Raw genomic sequence first — 18664 nt, 5'->3', positions numbered from 1 at the left:
GATTCGGGACGGGAATGGCGCGGGCCGTCGGGTGGCGCGGCACGGTCGCGACGCGTGCCGCCTGACCGGCCTCGCGCATTATGCCCGGCCGCCCGCCTGCGTGCCCGCCGGGCCGCGCAGGCGGGCGGCCCGGAGCGTCAGCTCGCCGGCGCCAGCGGCAGCCACGCATTGGCCGCGTTCTGCGTCGTGAACTGCATCGCGATCTCGCGCGCGAGGCGGTCCGTATCGGATTCCTCCGTGTCGTGCATCGCTTCCGCCACGCGATGCCGGCCGGCGCCAACCGCTGCCGACGTCGCGAGACGGCCGGCCGCCGCGCCGACGAGCCGCGCCGTTTCTGCCTCGTCATGCCGACTCGCTCGCACAATCCGTTCGTCGTCGACCTCGAGCACTGGGCGAGCCTTGCCCGCGACGTCGCAATGGCCCGCGACGTGCGGGCCGCGATCCGCTTCGTGCCGCTGCCGCCGTGCCGCCGTGCCGCCGGGCTGCCGCCCGGGCAACCCGGGCGAAACGACGGAGAAGCCGCGCCGCCGCAGCCTCGTCGCCGTGCACACGGATGCGTGAACGGCGCTACGCTGTGGCGAATTGCCCGCTGCGCACGCATACTGCGGCCGGCATGACCTACGCAACACGCATCATCAAGCAACTCTCGATCCAGGAGAAAACATCGATGGAACACGATCTCAAAGGCAAGGCAGTCGCGATCACCGGCGGATTCGGCCATCTGGGCGTCGCGACGGCCGCGTGGCTCGGCGCGCGCGGCGCACGCGTCGCGCTGATCGGCCGCGGCGCGGCCCCGGCGGCGCAGGCGCTGCCCGGCGTGCCGGCCGACGCGCTGCGCATCGGCGGCATCGATCTCGTCGATCCGCAGGCCGCCGCGCAGGCGCTCGATACCGTGCAGCGCGAGTTCGGCCGGGTCGACGCGCTGCTGAACATCGCGGGCGCGTTCGTGTGGCAGACGATCGCCGACGGCGACGCCGCCACGTGGGACCGCATGTACGAACTGAACGTGAAGACCGCGCTGAACGCATCGAAGGCCGCGCTGCCGCACCTGCTGGCGAGCCCGGCCGCGCGCATCGTCAACATCGGCGCGGGCGCGGCGTTCAAGGCCGGCACAGGGATGGGCGCCTACGCGGCCGCGAAGGCCGGTGTCGCACGGCTCACCGAGGCGCTGGCGGCCGAACTGCTCGACCGCGGCGTGACGGTGAACGCGATCCTGCCGAGCATCATCGATACGCCGCCGAACCGCGCGGACATGCCGGACGCGGATTTCACGCGCTGGGTGCGGCCGGAACAGATCGCGGCGACGATCGGCTTCCTGCTGTCGGCCGACGCGCAGGCGATCACGGGCGCGTCGATTCCGGTGACCGGCCGCGTCGCGTAGCGCGGCGAGCGGGGCTCGCGCCACGGCCGGCCGTGCGTACAATGTCGCACCGGATTGCGCGAGCCCAGCCTGAGACCATGCATCAGCCCAATATCCTGATCGTCGAAGATGAAGTGGCGATCGCGGACACGATCATCTACGCTCTCGGTACCGACGGCATGCAGACTGTTCACTGCACGCTCGGGCAGGCGGCGCTCGACTACCTGCACGACACGCGCATCGACCTCGTCGTGCTCGACGTCGGCCTGCCGGATCTCAGCGGCTTCGAAGTGTGCCGGCGGCTGCGCACGTTCTCCGACGTGCCGGTGATCTTCCTCACCGCGCGGCACGACGAGATCGACCGGATCGTCGGGCTCGAAATCGGCGCCGACGATTATGTGGTCAAGCCGTTTTCGCCGCGCGAACTGGCGGCGCGGGTGCGCGTGATCCTGCGGCGTTTCCACCGGACGGCCGCACCCGAAGCGACGCCCGCGCCCGCGCCGGCTGCGACCATCGCACCGGGTTTCACGCTCGATACCGACGGCGCGCGCGTGTCGTGGCTCGGCCACGCACTGGACCTCACGCGCTACGAATTCGGGCTGCTGGCGCTGCTGGTCCGGCATCCGGGGCGCATCTATTCGCGTGAACAGTTGATGGACCTCGTGTGGCACGAGGCATTCGATTCGGCCGACCGCACGGTCGACACGCACATCAAGACGCTGCGCGCCAAGCTGCGCGCGATCGCCCCCGAGCGCGACCCGATCCGCACGCATCGCGGGATGGGTTATTCGCTGCAACCGTAACGACCGGCACCGCCCATGCATATCGGCCTGCGCATCTTCTTCGGCTTTTTCCTGATCGTCGGTCTGGCCGCGCTGATCACGCTGCGCGTGTTCGTGCAGGAGGTGAAACCCGGTGTGCGCGAGGCGATGGAGGATACGCTCGTCGATACCGCGCAAGTGCTCGCGACGCTGGCCGCCGACGACATGGCGAACGGGCATATCGCCGACGGCGCTTTCGCGCGGCAGCTCTCGAAACTGCATGAACGCCCGGTCAGCGCGAACGTGTGGGGCGTGCAAAAGAACGCGATCGGCTACCGTCTGTACATCACCGATGCGCACGGCATCGTGCGCTACGACTCGACCGGCCGCGCGGTCGGGCAGGACTATTCGCAGTGGAACGACGTGTACCGGACGCTGCGCGGCGAGTACGGCGCGCGCAGTACGCGAAGCGATCCGAACGACGACAGCAGCACCGTGATGCACGTGGCGGCGCCGATCCGGCGCGGCAACGAGATCATCGGCGTGCTGACGATCGCGAAGCCGAACCAGACGGTCGCGCCGTTCATCGCGCGCAGCCAGCGCAAGATCATGCTGTACGGCGCATTGCTGATGGGCGGTGCGATCCTGATCGGCGTGGCCTGCACGTGGTGGCTGGTGGTCGGGCTGCGGCGCCTGCAGCGCTATGCGCGCGCGATCGCGGCGGGCGAGCGGGCCGACATGCCGCTGCAGGGCGCGAGCGAACTGGCCGAGCTCGGGCGCGCGGTGGAAAGCATGCATCAGCGGCTGGAGGACCGGCAGTACGTCGAGACCTACATCCACACGCTCACGCACGAGATGAAAAGCCCGCTGGCGGCGATCAGCGGCGCGGCCGAACTGCTGCAGGAAGAGATGCCGGTCGCGAACCGGCGGCGCTTCACCGAGAACATCCGCCGCCAGGCCGGCCGCCTCGAACAGATGATCCGCAAGCTGCTCGCGCTGGCCGAAGTCGAGCAGAAGCAGCGCCTGTCGGTGCGCGAACCGGTCGCGCTGCGGCCGGTGCTCGAACAGCTCGTCGACGATATCGAGCCGCGCGCGCAGCAGCGCGGCGTGAACCTGGCGATCGACGCGAACGACGCGGCCGACCCGGCCGTCGTCGAAGGCGATCCGTTCCTGCTGCGCCAGGCGCTCGGCAACCTGCTCGACAACGCGCTGGATTTTGCGCCGCAGGGCAGCACGATCCGCATTGCGCTCGAACGGCAGCCGGCGGGCAGGGCGCATGTCGCGATCGTGCGCGTGGCCGATGATGGCCCCGGCGTGCCCGACTACGCACTGGCGCGCGTGTTCGAGCGCTTCTATTCGCTGCCGCGCCCCGACGGGCAGGATCGCAGCACGGGCCTCGGGCTGTGTTTCGTCCGCGAAGTTGCGATGCTGCACCGCGGCCAGGTCGCGCTCGCGAATCGCGACGAAGGCGGCGCGTGCGCGACGCTCACGCTGCCATCGGCGGGCTGACGGCGCTTCACGTTCGCCACACATTCGCTTCACACCCGCTTCAATCGCCCTTCACCGGGGCCGCTCATGCTGACCGTACCCTTTTACTTCGGTACCTGTCGGCCATGAATCGAGTCCTGTTGTTCAAATTCGTGATCACCGCGTTTCTCGCGCTGCTGATCCTGATCCCGCTGCACATGGTGCAAAGCATCGTGCAGGAACGCTCCGCGTATCGGATGGATGCGCTGCAGAGCATCTGGTCGAGCTATGCGGGGCCGCAGACGGTGACGGGGCCCGTGCTCGTCGTGCGTTACACCGAAGTCACGCGCGTGCGTGACGATTCGCCGGCCGGTGGCGCGGCGAAGACGAGCCTGCGAAGCGAGACGAAGCGCCTGCTCGTGTTTCCGAAGACGCTGAACGTCGACGGCACGCTGACGACCAGCGTCCGCTATCGCGGCATCCACAAGGCGCTGGTGTACGAGCTGGCGAGCCGGCTGACCGGCACGCTGCCGTTGCCGGACCTGAAGAAGCTGCCGCAGGCGGACGGTCACGTGAGCCTCAAGGTCGACGACGTCTATGTCTCGATCGGCATCGGCGACATTCGCGGGCTGACCGCGCAGCCCGACCTGCGCATCGGCGGCGCGCGTTTCGACGTCGAGCAGGGTACGCGGCTGGACAGCCTGCGCCAGGGCGTGCACGCGAACGTCGATCTCGCGGCGCTGGCGGACGCAAGCGCGGGGGCGGCGGTGCCGTTCAGCATCGACTTGCCGCTGCGCGGCGCGGATTCCGTCGCGTTCGCGCCGGTGGGCGACCAGAACGATTTCTCGCTGAAGTCGACGTGGCCGCATCCGAGTTTCGACGGCGCGTTCCTGCCGAACAGCCGCACGGTCGATGCGCACGGCTTCACCGGCAACTGGCGCGTGACGTCGTTCAACACGAAGGCGCGCGAGCAGATCGCATCCGGCAACGGGGAAGGTGCGATCGAAATGGCGTCGGTGTCGGTGATCGAACCCGTGAACGTCTACCTGCAGGCCGAGCGCGCGACGAAGTACGGCGCGCTGTTCGTGATGCTCACGTTCGCGAGCTTCTTCATGTACGAGCTTGTGAAGCGGCTGCGCATCCACCCGATCCAGTACGCGCTGGTCGGCCTGTCGCTCGCGCTGTTCTTCCTGCTGCTGCTGAGCCTGTCCGAACACATCCGGTTCGCGTATGCGTATCTCGCGGCGAGCGGCGCGTGCATCGGGCTGCTCGGTTTCTACCTGTCGTTCGTGCTGCACAGCGTGAAGCGCGGCGCGGTGTTCGCGGCGCTGCTCTCGGTGCTGTATGCGGCGCTCTACGGGCTGCTGCTGTCGGAAGACAACGCGCTGATGCTCGGTTCGCTGCTGCTGTTCGCGATCCTCGCCGGCATCATGACGCTCACGCGCCGGGTCGACTGGTATTCGCTCGGTGCCGCGTGGCAGCCGCTGGCCGACAAGGCGGGCGCGGGCGCAGCGAAGCCGGGCACGCAGGTGAAGTAAGCACGAGGGTTGCGAGCAGGCGCGCCGGTCGGGAATGCGATGGCCGGCGCGTCATACGGCGCGATGCCGTACCGCCGATTCACGCGCGCGATGCCGGCCGGCGAAACCGCGCCAGCGGGATTTCGGCAACCGCAGTGATCTCGATCAGCAGGTCGGGATGGTAGAGACGCTCGACCTGGACGGTCGTCGTCACGGGAAAGGGCTCGGCGAAGTACGTCTTGCGGATGTCGCCGGCCTGCATGAAGGCATCGATGTCGGTCGCGTAGTGAGCGAGTGAAATCACGTCCTGCATTTGCCCGCCCATCGTGGCGAGCACGGCACGGATGTTGTCGAGCGTCTGCCGCACCTGCGTGCGCATGTCGCCGTGGCCGACCACCTGGCCGTCGCGGTCGAGCGCCACCTGCCCCTTCAGATGCACGATCCGGCCGTCGCCCTGGATCACGGCCATCGAGAACGCGCCGAACGGCGCCCAGACTTCCGGCGGATTCACTGCTTCGGCCATCGCGCGGCTCCTGACGGTAGGCGGGGAGGGGCGGCAGCACGGATGGCGGAGGGCGTCGCGATCGGCCCGGGCCGTGCACCGGCCGGAAACGCTATGGAAGCGAGACGTCGACAACGTCGACGCGTTCGCCGACAATCGCGCCATTATGGATCAACGCCCGGCGAAGCGTGAGCGACGCCATGGCAGCAACGACGACACTCCATGGACGATATCCGGATCATCAGGGATCGCGCGGCGCTCGACGGCACGGCGTACATCGAACTCATGGGTGGGCCGTACGCGCGCACGTGCTGGAATGCGGGATCGCTGTTTTTCGAAGAGGAAGTCTTCGGTCTGCTCGAGCCGGCGATTGCGCGGCAGATCCCCGCCTACGATCATTACGCATTCAATGGCATTCGCATGTCGGACTGGCTTCAGATCGTCGCCGAGCTGGACGACACGCGCAGGATGCTTGGCGACACCGCGCAGCGAACGACGATACTCGACCGGCTCGGCTTCCTCTTCCGCGATTCGCGGCAGGCTTTCGTCGACCGTCTTGACGCGAGCTGCGCCGAGCTTGCGGAGGTGATCGCCGAAATCGATGCATGGACGCGCGAGGTTCGGATTCGCCACGACCAGGTGACGATACTGGGGATATGACGCAGCGTGGAATGGCCGGCGCGGCACGCATGCCGTGCAGCGTCCGCTTATACTGAACACGTCTCTTCATTCGATTTTCGCCGTGCCCAACACTGCCTCTCCGGAATCGTCCGTCGACGATCCCCGTCCGACCCCGCCCATCCAACCCGAACTGGAAGACTGCTGCAACAGCGGCTGCTCGCCGTGCGTCTTCGATCTCTACGACGAAGCACTCGCGCGCTATCGCGTCGAGCTGGCCGAATGGGAAGCGCGTCAGGCGCAACGCAAGCATCACGCGTGATGCCGGATGCCGGCGAGCAGTTGCACGAGCGTCTGACCGTTTCCGCTTCAGACCCTGCGTGCGCTGCGATTCCCGTTCCGCTCACGTGCCTGCATGCAGCCGCCGGTGCAGCGGTTCGAGCATGGCCGACAACGCCATGCACACGAGCAGCACGGCCGTCAGTGCGAACATCGACGTCCTGAAGCCCTGCACATAATCGAGCGCGGCCGGATGCGCGCCGAGCCGGGCGAAGAACACGCCGCCGAGCGTGGCCGCACCGACGGCCGCACCGATCTGCAGCATCGCGGTAACCATGCCGGATGCAACACCCGCGCGCGCCGTGTCGACTTCCGCGAGCACGATCCGCACGACTGACGGCAGCACGAGGCCCTGGCCGATCCCGATCGCCGCGATCCCCGCGTAGAAACCGGGGCCTGGTGCGGCTGCACCGGCCAGCGCGGCGGCCGTCGCGACGCCGGCCGCGAGCATCGCGAAACCGAGCGTGAGCACGCGATAGCCGCCGAGCCGGCCGACGAGCCGCGGCATCAGCAGCGGGCTCGACAGGAAGCCGAGCCCGAGCGGCAGGATCGCGAGCCCCGACGCGAGCGGCGACCAGTTCAGACAGCCCTGCAGGTAGATCCCGTAGCTCAGGAAGAATGCGCTCAGCGTGTAGAACAGGAACGCCAGCCCGAGCCCGAGCGCGACCACCGGATTGCGGAACAGCCGCACGTCGAGCAGCGGATCGCGGCCGCCGGCGAGCCGGCGCCCCTCGACCGCCAGCAGCGCGCCGAGCATCGGCAGCGCGCCCACGAGGCACGCGACCATCCACAGCGGCCAGCCGGCCTCGCGCCCGTGCGTGAGCGGGTAGACGAGCATCAGCAGGAACAGCGACAGCAACACCATGCCGGGCGCGTCGATACGCTGCCCTTTCGGCGGCCGGCTTTCCGGGATGAAGCGCCAGCTGCCGATCAGCGCGAGGATGCCGATCGGCAGGTTGACGAGGAAGATTGCACGCCAGCCGAGCCCGAACGGATGCAGGCTGATCAGCGCACCGCCGCCGAGCTGGCCGATCACGGCCGCGAGGCCGAACACGAAACCATAGAAGCCCATCACCCGCACCTGCTCCTGCGGGCTGAATACGCTGCGGATCGTCGCGAGCACCTGCGGCGCGAGGATTGCGGCGAACAGGCCCTGCAGCACGCGGCCGCCGACCAGCACCGCGCCGCTGGCGGCGAGCCCGCACAGCGTCGACGCGACGACGAAGCCGGCCATCCCGATCATGAACATGCGTTTGCGGCCGTACAGGTCGCCGAGCCGGCCGCCGGTGATCTGCATGACGGCGTTCGCGCACGCGTACGCCGACACGACCAGCTGCAGCTCGGCAGGGCGCGCGCCGATGCCGTCGCGGATGGCCGGCAGCGCGAGATTCACAATGAAGTAGTCGAGCGGCGGCAAAATCGCGCCAATCAGCAGGACCACCAGCGCCCAGCCGTGGTGGCTGCGCGGTGTCGCCACGGCAGCCGCGCCGGCCGGCACGCAGGGGGCAAGGGTGTCGTTGGTCATGGAAGCAAGTCCGAAAGAATGAGGGCTGCATCCTGGCCGGACGCGACGCCGTGAGCGCCGGTGCGGCCGGGGGCGGGCGGTTGACCGACATTCTGGGCGGCGGCCACAAATCGGAAAAGCGGGAAATGGTGGTAGCATCCATCGGGTAATTCGATGGATGGAGAATGGCGATGCGCGGTTTCGACCTGGATCAGTTGCGCACTTTCGCGGCGGTCGCGGATGCCGGCAGCCTGACGGCCGCCGCGCCGCTGCTGCACCTGTCGCAGTCGACGGTCAGCGAGCAGGTGCGCAAGCTCGAATCGCGCGCCGGCGTGCCGCTGTTCGTGCGCAGCAAGCGCGGCGTCGAGCCGACGCCGGCCGGTTTGCGGCTGCTGCAGCACGCCCGGCGTATCGTCGCGCTGAACGAGGCCGCGTTCGACGAAGTGCGCGGGCAGGCGATCAAGGGCGAGCTGCGCGTCGCGATCACCGATTACTACCGGACCAACGAAGTCGCGGGCCTGCTTGCAAGGCTGCGGGAGTGCTACCCGCAACTGAGCCTGCACGTGAGCGCGATGAAGAGCGCGGATATCGAGGTGGCGTACGCGCGAGGGCAGGTCGATCTCGGCGTGGTGATGAACCTGTCGAGCGGGCCGTTCCGACCGGCATCGGCCGATACGCGCTGGGTGCTGCGGCGTGAGCCGCTGTCGTGGGTTGCGTCGCCCGCGCTCGCCGAGCAGTTGCCCGAGCCGCTGCCGCTCGTGCTGTTGCCGGACGACTGCATGATGCATCAGGTCGCAGTGCGCTCGCTCGACGAACAGCACACGCCGTACCGGCTCGTGCACAGCGCGTCGGGGGTTGCCGGGCTGCAGTCGATGCTGGCGGCGGGGCTCGGTGTGGGCTGCCTGTGCGCGTCGGCGATCGGCGAGGGCATGATGCGGCTCGGCGCGAAATACCGGCTGCCGCCGCTGCCCGACGCGGTGTTTTCGCTGACGCCGCCGACGCCGGGCGAGCGCGAAACCGTCACACAGGCGCGCGAGGTGCTGTCGCGGCAATTGCTGATGTAAAACCGGGCCGCACGACATGCGGCGGCGCGTATCCGAGAGGCGCGCCAGGGGACAAAAAATGAACGACGAACTGCAACGCCAGATGGCCGCGAAGCTGCAGGATGCGCTGGAGCGCGTGGTCGACGAACGTTCGCTGATCCACTTCCTGCGCGTGCTCGGCCACGACTGGAACAAGGAGCGGCAGCTCGAGGCGGACGTGCCGCCGTCGCCGTACTCCCGTGCTGCGCTCGGCTGGGAAAACCGTTCGATCGGCGAGTACCTGGACGCGATGGTCGACTGGGCCGAGGCGTCGGAGGAAGGGCTGCGCTTCTACGACGTGCCCGACAATCCGTGGCGGCGCATGGCGGACATCCTGTTCGCCGGGAAAATCTACGAATAGCGCGGCTCGCGCGCTGCATTCACTTCGCGCAGGCGCCGCGACCCGTCTATTCGACGGTTTCGCCGTTCACGTATGCACGCAGCCCGTCGGCCAGCGCATCGAACACCGCGCGGCAGCGCGGGCTCGTCCGCAGGTCCTCGTGCATCACGACCCAGGTTTCCAGCTGCATCGCGAGCCTGTCCGGCAGCACGCGCACGAGCCGCGCGTCGCGTTTCGCGAGCCCCGTCTGGCAGAAGCCGATCCCGTAGCCGGCGCGGATCATCGCGAGCTGCGCCAGGTTGCTGTCGGTGCGCAGCGCGAACGCATCGCGTTTCCACAGCGGCATGCCGCGCCCCGCCGAGCGGATGAACGGCGTAACCGTATCGAAGCCGATCAGCGCGTGATGCGCGAGTTCGTCGATCGTCGCGGGTGCCCCGTTGCGCGCCAGGTAGTCGTCGCGCGCATACAGCCCGATGTCGATTTCGCCGATGCGCCGCGCAACGAGCGCCTCCTGCGCGGGCGGCGCCATCCGGACCGCGATGTCGGCCTCGCGCTTGAGCACGTCCTGGATGCGGTCGGTCGGCACCAGTTCGATGACGAGCCCCGGATGGTTGCGCCGCAATTGCGCGAGGATCGGCGGCAGCACTTCGACGGCGATCACGTCGCTGGCCGAGAGCCGCACGATGCCGCGCACGCCGGCGCCGTGGCTCGCGGCCGCGCGTTCGAACGCGGCTGCCGCGCTGCGCAGCGCCTCCGCATGGCCGCGCAGCGCGAGCGCCGCCTCGGTCGGCAGCAGGCCGGACGGCGAGCGCGTGAACAGCGTCTGGCCGAACGCGGCCTCGAGCGCCGCGACGTGGCGGCCGGCCGTCGGCTGCGTGATGCCGAGCGCGCGCGCAGCGCCCGACAGCGAGCCTTCCGTCAGCACGGCGAGGAAGGTGCGGTAGCGTTCCCAGTTCAGATCGGTGGTCATACATAAATGTATAGCCGATCCATCAGGTTCGGCAATTCCTTGATAGCCGAAGGCGCGCCAGAATGCGTGTCATCACGGAAGTTCATTCAAGGAGAGCGGCAATGACGACCCACGCAGGCGGGACCCAACGACAGGCACTCGTGCTCGGCGCGAGCGGCGGGATTGGCGGGGAAGTCGCGCGGCAGTTGCGCGATGCGGGCTGGCAGGTGCGCGCGCTGAAGCGCGGGCTCGACGCCGAGGTCGTGGAGCGCGACGGCATCGTCTGGATGCTCGGCGACGCGATGGACCGCGACGCGGTCGTCCGGGCCGCGCGCGGCTGCAGCGTGATCGTGCACGCGGTGAATCCGCCCGGCTACCGGAACTGGGCCGGGCAGGTGCTGCCGATGATCGACAACACGATCGCGGCGGCAAAGGCGGAGCAGGCCACCGTCGTGCTGCCGGGCACCGTCTACAACTACGGCGCCGACGCGTTTCCGGTGCTGCACGAAGATGCGCCGCAGCATCCGTCGACGCGCAAGGGCGCGATCCGCGTCGAGCTGGAGCGCCGGCTGCAGGATGCGGCCGGGCAGGGCGTTCGCACGATCATCGTGCGTGCCGGCGATTTCTTCGGGCCGAAGCTCACCGGCAACAGCTGGTTTGCGGCGGGGGTCGTCAAGGCCGGGAAGCCGGTTGCGGCCGTCAGCGTGCCGGGGCGGCGCGGCATCGGGCATCAATGGTCGTATGTGCCGGACGCCGCGCGCACGATGGTCGAGCTGATCGAGCGGCGCGGCACGCTGGAACCGTTCGCGCGCTTCCACCTCGGCGGACATTGGGACGCGGACGGCACGCAGATGGCGGAGGCCGTGCGCCGCGTCGCACAGCGGCACGGGCTGCGGCCGACGGTGCGCAAGTTTCCGTGGTGGCTCGTGTGGGCTGCGGCGCCGTTCGTCACGACGATGCGCGAATTGCTCGAGATGCGCTACCTGTGGCGCGAACCGATCCGGCTCGACAACGCGCGGGTGACCGCGGTGCTCGGCCGCGAGCCGGTGACGCCGCTCGATACCGCGGTGGAGGCGACGCTGGCGGGGCTCGGGTGTCTCAAGTGAGCAACGGCGGTCGCGGACGCACGCGCGTTCTGCTATGATCCGCGCTCCCTTCCTCGACGCTGCTGCAGGAAGGTACCCACGACCGCCGGAATGCCGGAGGTCGCGTCGTACCTTTTTCATTTCCAGCAGCGATGTCACCTTTCCCTCGTTTAAAAAAGGCTTTGCAACGGCAAGGCATCCATGTCGACTATCACGCCGGCATCTATCACCTGCGCAATGAACTGACGCAGGCGTCCGTCCTGTTGCCCGATTCGCTCCCGCTCGAGGAGAAGGCCGTTCGGCAGTTGCTCGCGTTCGCGGCCGTCCGTTCGCCTGATGGCCATCAGGGCGTATGCCAGGCCTGCGCGACGCCCGATTTCCATCCGGGCGGGGTCGCGCCCGTCGGCTCGATCGTCGCGACCGACGACGCGTTCGTGATTCCCGCCGCGATCGGCACCGATATCAATTGCGGGATGCGTCTCGTCACCACGGGCCTCAAGCGGTCGGCGCTCGCGCCGTTCGAGACGGCGCTCGTCGAGCGGCTGACGCGTGCGATTCTCGCGGATCGGCGCGACGTGCCGGTCGCCAGCGACGCATTCCGCGCGCTGTTCGATGCGGGCCCGGCGGCATTCGTCGATCGCGTCGCGCGGCAGGGGCTCTGGCAGCACGTCGACCGCGACCGGCTCATCGACGAACTGTCGTCGTGCATCGGCCTCGACCGGTTCGACGGCAGCGCGAAATATGCGCCGGACGCACACGTCGGGTCGCGCGAGGTATTCCGCGATCCTTGCCTCGGCACACCCGGGTCGGGCAATCATTTCGTCGAACTGCAGGTGGTCGACGCCGTGTTCGATCGGCATGCGGCCTACCGTGCGGGGCTCGCGAAGGACGATGTCGTCGTGATGATCCACAGCGGGTCGCGCGATGTCGGTTTCTACGTCGGACGCCGCTGGATGGACCGGGCGCGCGCGGCGTGGCCGGCGGGCGTCAGGCATCCGGAAAGCGGCCTGTACGGCCTTTCCGGCGAGCTGGCGCGCGAATATCTCGTCGCGATGGGCACGGCCGCGCGCTATGCGTGGCTCAACCGTGTCGTGCTGGCCGAGATGGTGCGCAAGGAACTGGCGGAACTCACGGGCGAGACCCGCTCGGCACTCGTGGTCGACGTGCCGCACAACGTCGTGCTGCGCGAAAACGGGATGAACATCCACCGCAAGGGGGCGACGCCCGCCCGCGACGGCGATTTCGCGCTGATTCCCGGATCGATGGGCGATGCGTCGTTTCTCGCGACCGGGCTCGGCCATCCCGACTGGCTGTGGTCATGCAGCCACGGCGCGGGCCGCAGCGTGCGCCGGCAGGCGGTGCGGCGGATGCGCACGGAGCAGGCGCCGGGCACGTGGCGCTGCGTCACGCTGCGCGACGAGCGCCGCATCGAGGAAGCGCCGGAAGCCTACAAGCCGATCGGGCCCGTGATCGATGCGCAGGAGCAGGCCGGTCTCATTCGCAGCGCGGTCCGGTTGAAGCCGTGGGTGACGTTCAAGGCGTGACGGGCGGCGGCGTGTGCGCTGGCCGCCGCCATTGCTTGCGGCAGGACCGGCGGCACGTCGTTCGCCTACCGGCGCGTCGGGCAGTGCCCGGGCACGGGAATGCATGACGGCGAACCGAAGAGCCCGCGGGGCAACAATTTTCCACATACCCGGGCGCGTCCGATGAGCATCATGGCGGTCAACGTCGATAAAGCGAAAACGGGGGCGCAATGTTGCATTTCGGATGGAAAGTGTCGGTTGCGGGGGCAATCATGTTCGCATTGAGCGGGTGCACCGACCTGGCCGGTGTTCTGTATTGCAACAACTCGCAGTTCAACTTCCCGGACTATCACTGCTTTCAGCGTTATTGACAGCGGCATGCGCGGCGACAGAAAGCCGCCGCGCCCGTGTGCCCCGCGATTGCTCGTTGCCCGTCACGCGACGACCGGCAGCATCTCCACGGCATAGCGGTGCCGAAGGCTGCGCCCGAGCACCGGATCGTACAGTTCCATGTCGAACGCATCGCCGTCGCCCATTGCCGCGATCGCGCCATGCACGGCAACCGTGCCGCCGTACATCGCGCAGCGCGCGGGCATCGTGCGCCGGCCGTCGAAGCGCTGCCACAGCACGTCGGGTGCGAGCAGGCCGCTCACTGCGCCGTGCTGGTACGCCGTCCGCTCGCCGTCGTGCGAGATCAGCCACGAACGCATCTCGATCGCATCCCAGTGATCCGCGACGTCCGCGTAAAGCCACGCGTCGCGGCCGAGCGGTTTCGCGCACACCTGCTTCGACACCGCGACGCCGTAGGCTTCGACTTCGCGATCCGTATGGTCGGAGCCGACGGTCACGAGCGTGCCGGCCGGGGAATCGATCAGCACGCACTCGATCTCGCCCCCTGAGCGCGCGCCGAGCACGCCGATTGCGGGCGCTTGCGTGAGCAGTGCGGACGATACGCGATAGAAGCACGGAGTGGCCGACGGCGGCGCGACGCCGAGCGCCGCGAGTTCGTCGATATGCGCCTGGATCGCGGCCGGATCGCGGCCGGCCCAGCCGGCAATCACGACGCGCTCGATTTCGACGTCGACGGCGGCCGGTGCGCCTTGAGGGGAAATCACGTTGAACGACAGGGTTGGCATGCGGATATCCGTTTGAAGTGCGAAGGAATGAATCGGCTGGCGGAGGCGCTCAATCCGCGAGCGGCCGATGCGCGGTCTCGCGTGCGGCGAGCAGCGCAATCGACGTGACGACGAGCGCGGCGGCGACGTACAGCGATACGGCCGTCGTGGTGCCCGTCTGGCGGAACAGCGTGGCGATCACGAGCGGTGCGAAGCCGCCGCCGACGATGCCGGCGAGCGTGTACGCGAGCGACGAGCCCGCATAGCGCACGCGGGTCGGGAACTGTTCGGTCACGAACGCGCCCTGCGGGCCGTACATCACCGCATGGATCACGAGGCCGATCGCGACGGCTGCGACGATCGCGCCCGGGCGCGCCGAATCGAGCATCGCGAAGAACACGAACGCCCACACGATGCCGGCGAGCGCGCCGGCGAGATACACGGGCCGGCGGCCGAAGCGGTCCGACAGCGCACCGAAGAACGGCACCGCGAGCGCGTTGCAGGCCGTGCCGATCATCACGGCCGTCAGTGCGACGGGGCGCGACAGGTGCAGCACGGTCGTCACGTAGGTCAGCGTGAACACGACGATCAGCGCATACAGCACGTCCGAACCGATTCGCGACCCGCCCGCGATCAGCAGGCGCTTCCAGTGGTACTTCAGCACGTCCGCGACAGGCACCTCGGCGGTCGCGTGCGATTCGGCGAGCTGCTCGAACTGCGGCGTTTCGTCGACGCCGCGCCGCAGCCAGAAGCCGAACACGACGAGCAGCGCGCTGGCCGCGAACGGCACGCGCCAGCCCCACGACAGGAAGTCTCCCGACGTGGTCGACAGCGTCACGAGCGCGATGCAGCCGGTGCCGAGCAGCGTGCCGAACGACGGGCCGACCTGCGTCCACGAGGCCGACAGCCCGCGCCGCTTCTGGTCGCCGTGCTCGACCGACAGCAGCACCGCGCCGGCCCATTCGCCGCCGAGTGCGACACCTTGCACGAAGCGCAGCGCGACGAGCAGGATCGGGCTCAGGATGCCGGCCTGCGCGTAGGTCGGCAGCGCGCCCATCAGCGCGGTCGTCACGCCCATCAGGACGAGCGTGAGCATCAACACCGCGCGGCGGCCGATGCGGTCGCCGAGATTGCCGAACACGAAGCCGCCGAGCGGGCGCGACACGTAGCCGACCGCATAGGTCGAGAACGCGAGGATCGTGCCGGCCAGCGGATCGACCGACGGAAAGAACAGGTGGTTGAAGACGAGTGCGGCGAGCGTGTTGTAGATCGTGAAGTCGTACCACTCGAGCGACGTGCCGATCATGCTCGCGGTCGCGAGTCGGCTGTTGCGGACGCGACGGGGCGCGTGGGCGGCGGGCTGGGCGAGAGTGCTCATGGTGTCGGGCATGTCGTGACGGGGAAGGGGTGAAGCGCCAGGCCGATGCGCTGGCGGGCATCGCGCCTGCTGTGCGGCCGGCGCATTGGCGATCAGGCGGGCAGTGCGGCGGCGACAGCCGGCTCGGTTTCGACGTCGCCGCATGCCGCATGCAGCGGTGCAGCGGCGCGCCACAGCAGGTCGAAGGTGCGCACGTCGTCGTGCCCGGCGAGCGTGGCGGCCACGCGGCGCGTCGCGGCCGCGTCGCTGCCTTCGATCAGCACGAGCGCATCGGCGGCCGGGCGGGCCGCGGCATCGGCGCCGATCGGCGCGGACAGCTCGGGCGCGGTGCGCAAGAGCCGCGCGGCGTGAATGCCCGGTTCGTGCAGCACGTCGTCGAAGCGCGCGCGCAGGTGCGGTACGTCGATGCGATCCGGCGGCAGCACGAACAGCGCGAGATGCGCGCCTTCGCCGTCGCCCGCTTCGATCGTCAGTTCGCCGACGCGCCGCTGCGTGCCCGTCATGCGCTCGAAGTTCGCGAGCGACCATGCGCTCTGCTGCGTGAACGCGCGCCGGTATGCGTCGCCATGGAACACGTCGAGCGCGTCCGTCACGTACAGCGCGAGGTACTTGCGCGGGCCGCGATCGGTCGCGCGAAAGCGACGGGCATGCGTGAAGCCGGGAATCGCGACACGTTCCTGCATGTGCTCGCGGTCGTACCACGCGTTGAAATCGGCTTCATGCGCGGGATCGATATCCGTCCAGACGCAAAGCTGGCCGTGCGGAAGGGAAAGGCGGGTCATCGCGGGGTTCCTCGTGACGGGGGTGTCAGGAACCGCAGTGTCCCGAAGACGCGCCGCGCCCGTCCAACAAGAAAACAAATTCGCGGTGAACAGGTTTTCTTATGAGCGGCGCGGGCGGCGTTTCGCGGGGGGCGTGGCGGGCGGCGCGGATTGCGTCGTGCGCTTCGCTTTCGCCGGCGTATTGGCTTTTGTTTTCGTCGCGGAACGGGCGGGTGTTTTTTCCACGCGGCGGGACCTGGCCGCCGCCGCGGTCTTTGCATGGCTCGCGGCGGCCGACATTGCGCGCGCGACTTCGCTGGCCAGTTCCGCGATGCGCGCGGCCACCGGCAGGCCCTGGCTGCGGTACGTTGCGACGAGCGGCAGCGCGGGGAATTCGGGCTCGACGTCGAGCAACTCGAGCGCGCCTTCGTGCAGTTCGCGCCCGATGATCGCGGGCGGCAACGCGGCCACGCCGAAGCCGTCAGCGACGAGGCGGATCATCGCAGCGACCGACGTGATGCAGTTGATGCTGGCCGGCCGCTCGACGGCCGCGAACAGCCGCTCGATCGTCGCGTGCGGCCCCGAGTGGCGCGAGAAGCTGATGATCGGGAATTCGGCCAGGCGCGCAACGTCGAGCGGCTGGCCGCCGAGCCCGAGGCGCGGGCTGGCCGCCCAGCGCACCGGGAATTCGCACAGCGGCAGGTTCGTGAAATCGGGGCCCGGCACCGGGTCGGTCTGCAGGATCAGGTCGACGCCGTCGGTGCTGAGCAGGCGGACCAGGTGCAGCGTCGTGTCGCTCGTGATCTCGACGTCGAGGCGCGGATAGCGCTCGCGCAGTTGCGCCATCAACGCGGGGAACCAGCTGTGCACGATCGATTCGATCACGCCGATCCGGATCAGGCCTGCGTCGCTCGCCGCGTCGATGTCGCGGCGCATTTCGCCGTCGAGCCGCACGATCCGCTCCGCGTACGCGAGCATGCGGCGCCCGGCAGGCGTGAGCGTGGCCGAGCGCGTGTTGCGGTCGAACAGGCGCACGTCGAACGCTTCCTCGAGCGACGCGATGCGGCTCGACACGGCGGCCTGCGTCGTGTGCAGTTTTTCGGCCGTGAGCCGGAAGTTTTCCAGCTTCGCGAGCCAGACGAAGGTTTCAAGAAACCGGATGTTCATCGAGATCCGAACGGTGAGGCGGTGCCGGGCAGGGCGGCGGGATCGGTCGATGGTAGCGGATTTTCGGGGGCGGGAAACGAGCGGGTGCCGCGATGCGCGTGCGGCGGCGGGAGCGCGGACGGGGGGCGTGCAGGACGAGCACGCAACGCCGCCCGCGACGCGTGCGTCGTGCGAGCGGCGCGCCCGCGCACGTCAAAGCTTGTCGAACGCGAGCGTCGGCACGTCGACGGCCATCGCACCGCCGTCGGCGACGAGCGTCGCGCCGGTCACGAACGACGCGTCCGGCGACGCGAGAAACGCGCAGACGGCCGCGATCTCGTCCGGGTCGGCCGCGCGCCGCAGCGGCACGTCGGCGCTGACGCGCGCATACGCGCCGTCGAGCGTGTCGCCGTGCGCCGCCATCAGCGGTTCCATCTCCGCATCGGCCATCGGCGTGCGCACCCAGCCGGGGCACACCGCATTCGCCCGCACGCCGTGCGGCCCGTAGTCGCGGGCGAGCGACCGCGCGAGCCCGAGCAGCGCGTGCTTGCCGACCGTATAGCCGCATACGCCGGGCCCGGCCGCGAGCGCGGCGATCGACGCGACCAGCACGATGCTGCCGCGCTGCGCGATCAGGTCGGGCAGGCACGCGCGCACGCCGACGAACGCGGTGTCGAGGTTCGCGTGCAGCGCGTCGCGCCACTGCGCGTCGTTGGTCTCGCCCGCGCGGCCGAGCCCGTGGCCGCCTGCGCACGCGACCAGCGCATCGACGCGGCCGAAGCGTTCGGCGATCTGCGGCAGGAAGCGGGCCCAGTCGGCGGTGCTCGCGGCATCGCCGGCCAGCGCGAGGCCGCCCGTTTCGGCGGCCAGCGCGTCGAGCGGCGCCTGACGCCGCCCGATCAGCACGACGCGGTCGCCGCGGCGGGCGAAGCGGCGCGCGCACGCGGCGCCGATACCGGTGCCCGCGCCGGTGATCGCGATCGTGCGGGGTTGCAGGTGTGTCATGTCGTGCTCCGGAAAGGTGTCGTTTCCGGTCACTTTAGGCGGCGCCGGCGTGCACCGGTATCAGCCGAAAGGATGAACGCGGGCGGCATCCGGCCGGCCGCATCGGTCGCGGCCATTTTGCAAAGGCTGACGATGTCCGGCGCCGAATCGCTCTATCCTCCACATTTTTGCGATAAGTCACGAAAGCCCGGCAGAATAGCGCGGGCGGGCCG

The 18664-nt window shown here is 69.2% G+C and carries 19 protein-coding genes; 10 read left to right on the top strand and 9 right to left on the bottom strand.

From position 1 onward, the window contains the following. Positions 1-137: 137 nt before the first annotated feature. The gene (locus tag B7G54_RS07440) at positions 138-362 is read right to left on the bottom strand and encodes a hypothetical protein (RefSeq protein WP_244289282.1); all 225 of its coding nucleotides are present in this window, start codon (positions 360-362) and stop codon (positions 138-140) included. 305 nt (positions 363-667) lie between these two features. Here B7G54_RS07440 and B7G54_RS07430 point away from each other — a divergent pair, with 305 nt between their 5' ends. The 4 genes from B7G54_RS07430 to creD all read left to right on the top strand — a co-directional run bounded on the left by B7G54_RS07430 (position 668) and on the right by creD (position 5126). After that, positions 668-1381 (top strand): SDR family NAD(P)-dependent oxidoreductase, encoded by a 714-nt coding sequence (locus tag B7G54_RS07430; RefSeq protein ID WP_085038834.1) that lies wholly within the window; start codon positions 668-670, stop codon positions 1379-1381. Between the two features lie 77 nt (positions 1382-1458). After that, on the top strand, positions 1459-2163 hold the full coding sequence (creB, locus tag B7G54_RS07425) for a two-component system response regulator CreB (protein ID WP_085038517.1): 705 nt from the start codon (positions 1459-1461) through the stop codon (positions 2161-2163). 15 nt (positions 2164-2178) lie between these two features. After that, positions 2179-3630, top strand: coding sequence for a two-component system sensor histidine kinase CreC (creC, locus tag B7G54_RS07420; protein WP_085038516.1), 1452 nt, complete (start codon positions 2179-2181; stop codon positions 3628-3630). 104 nt (positions 3631-3734) lie between these two features. Beyond that, on the top strand, positions 3735-5126 hold the full coding sequence (gene creD, locus B7G54_RS07415) for a cell envelope integrity protein CreD (protein ID WP_085038515.1): 1392 nt from the start codon (positions 3735-3737) through the stop codon (positions 5124-5126). A gap of 79 nt (positions 5127-5205) precedes the next feature. On the opposite strand, the gene B7G54_RS07410 is transcribed toward creD, so the two are convergent. Continuing rightward, positions 5206-5628 (bottom strand): RidA family protein, encoded by a 423-nt coding sequence (locus tag B7G54_RS07410; protein WP_085038514.1) that lies wholly within the window; start codon positions 5626-5628, stop codon positions 5206-5208. Between the two features lie 201 nt (positions 5629-5829). Between B7G54_RS07410 and B7G54_RS07405 the strand changes: the two genes are divergently transcribed. Both B7G54_RS07405 and B7G54_RS07400 read left to right on the top strand, forming a co-directional pair. Next, entirely contained in the window at positions 5830-6267 is a 438-nt protein-coding gene (locus B7G54_RS07405) for a hypothetical protein (RefSeq protein WP_244289281.1), read from the top strand. A gap of 82 nt (positions 6268-6349) precedes the next feature. Continuing rightward, positions 6350-6547, top strand: coding sequence for an oxidoreductase-like domain-containing protein (locus tag B7G54_RS07400; protein ID WP_085038513.1), 198 nt, complete (start codon positions 6350-6352; stop codon positions 6545-6547). An 81-nt stretch (positions 6548-6628) separates the two neighbouring features. Here the strand turns inward: B7G54_RS07400 and B7G54_RS07395 are convergent, their stop codons facing one another. After that, positions 6629-8089, bottom strand: coding sequence for an MFS transporter (locus B7G54_RS07395; RefSeq protein ID WP_085038512.1), 1461 nt, complete (start codon positions 8087-8089; stop codon positions 6629-6631). A gap of 170 nt (positions 8090-8259) precedes the next feature. On the opposite strand from B7G54_RS07395, the gene B7G54_RS07390 reads away from it, so the two are divergent. Together B7G54_RS07390 and B7G54_RS07385 are read left to right on the top strand one after the other, a co-directional pair. After that, positions 8260-9132, top strand: coding sequence for a LysR family transcriptional regulator (locus B7G54_RS07390; RefSeq protein WP_085038832.1), 873 nt, complete (start codon positions 8260-8262; stop codon positions 9130-9132). Between the two features lie 58 nt (positions 9133-9190). Further along, positions 9191-9511, top strand: coding sequence for a DUF7660 family protein (locus B7G54_RS07385; RefSeq protein WP_085038511.1), 321 nt, complete (start codon positions 9191-9193; stop codon positions 9509-9511). Positions 9512-9557: 46 nt separating this feature from the next. Here B7G54_RS07385 and B7G54_RS07380 read toward each other — a convergent pair whose 3' ends face one another. Then, the gene (locus tag B7G54_RS07380) at positions 9558-10460 is read right to left on the bottom strand and encodes a LysR family transcriptional regulator (protein ID WP_085038510.1); all 903 of its coding nucleotides are present in this window, start codon (positions 10458-10460) and stop codon (positions 9558-9560) included. Positions 10461-10561: 101 nt separating this feature from the next. Between B7G54_RS07380 and B7G54_RS07375 the strand changes: the two genes are divergently transcribed. Both B7G54_RS07375 and B7G54_RS07370 read left to right on the top strand, forming a co-directional pair. Continuing rightward, complete coding sequence (locus B7G54_RS07375; RefSeq protein WP_085038509.1) at positions 10562-11545, top strand: NAD-dependent epimerase/dehydratase family protein; 984 nt, start codon at positions 10562-10564, stop codon at positions 11543-11545. Positions 11546-11676: 131 nt separating this feature from the next. Further along, on the top strand, positions 11677-13068 hold the full coding sequence (locus tag B7G54_RS07370; RefSeq protein WP_085038508.1) for an RtcB family protein: 1392 nt from the start codon (positions 11677-11679) through the stop codon (positions 13066-13068). A gap of 413 nt (positions 13069-13481) precedes the next feature. Here the strand turns inward: B7G54_RS07370 and B7G54_RS07365 are convergent, their stop codons facing one another. The 5 genes from B7G54_RS07365 to B7G54_RS07345 form a co-directional block, all read right to left on the bottom strand. Further along, a complete protein-coding gene (locus B7G54_RS07365; protein WP_085038507.1) occupies positions 13482-14183 on the bottom strand; it encodes a DUF2848 domain-containing protein in 702 nt (233 codons plus the stop codon). A 49-nt stretch (positions 14184-14232) separates the two neighbouring features. Beyond that, entirely contained in the window at positions 14233-15552 is a 1320-nt protein-coding gene (locus tag B7G54_RS07360; protein ID WP_085038506.1) for an MFS transporter, read from the bottom strand. 80 nt (positions 15553-15632) lie between these two features. Further along, the gene (locus tag B7G54_RS07355) at positions 15633-16322 is read right to left on the bottom strand and encodes a DUF4286 family protein (protein WP_085038505.1); all 690 of its coding nucleotides are present in this window, start codon (positions 16320-16322) and stop codon (positions 15633-15635) included. 99 nt (positions 16323-16421) lie between these two features. Beyond that, positions 16422-17468 carry a LysR family transcriptional regulator gene (locus B7G54_RS07350; protein WP_085038504.1) on the bottom strand — a complete coding sequence of 349 codons (1047 nt, stop codon included), beginning with the start codon at positions 17466-17468 and terminating at the stop codon, positions 16422-16424. 192 nt (positions 17469-17660) lie between these two features. After that, entirely contained in the window at positions 17661-18452 is a 792-nt protein-coding gene (locus B7G54_RS07345; RefSeq protein WP_085038503.1) for an SDR family NAD(P)-dependent oxidoreductase, read from the bottom strand. Positions 18453-18664 lie beyond the last annotated feature (212 nt).

Origin of the sequence: Burkholderia puraquae, from assembly GCF_002099195.1 — a bacterium.
In the GTDB taxonomy this organism is placed as follows: Bacteria; Pseudomonadota; Gammaproteobacteria; order Burkholderiales; family Burkholderiaceae; genus Burkholderia; species Burkholderia puraquae.
This window is presented reverse-complemented; position numbering and strand designations above follow the sequence as displayed.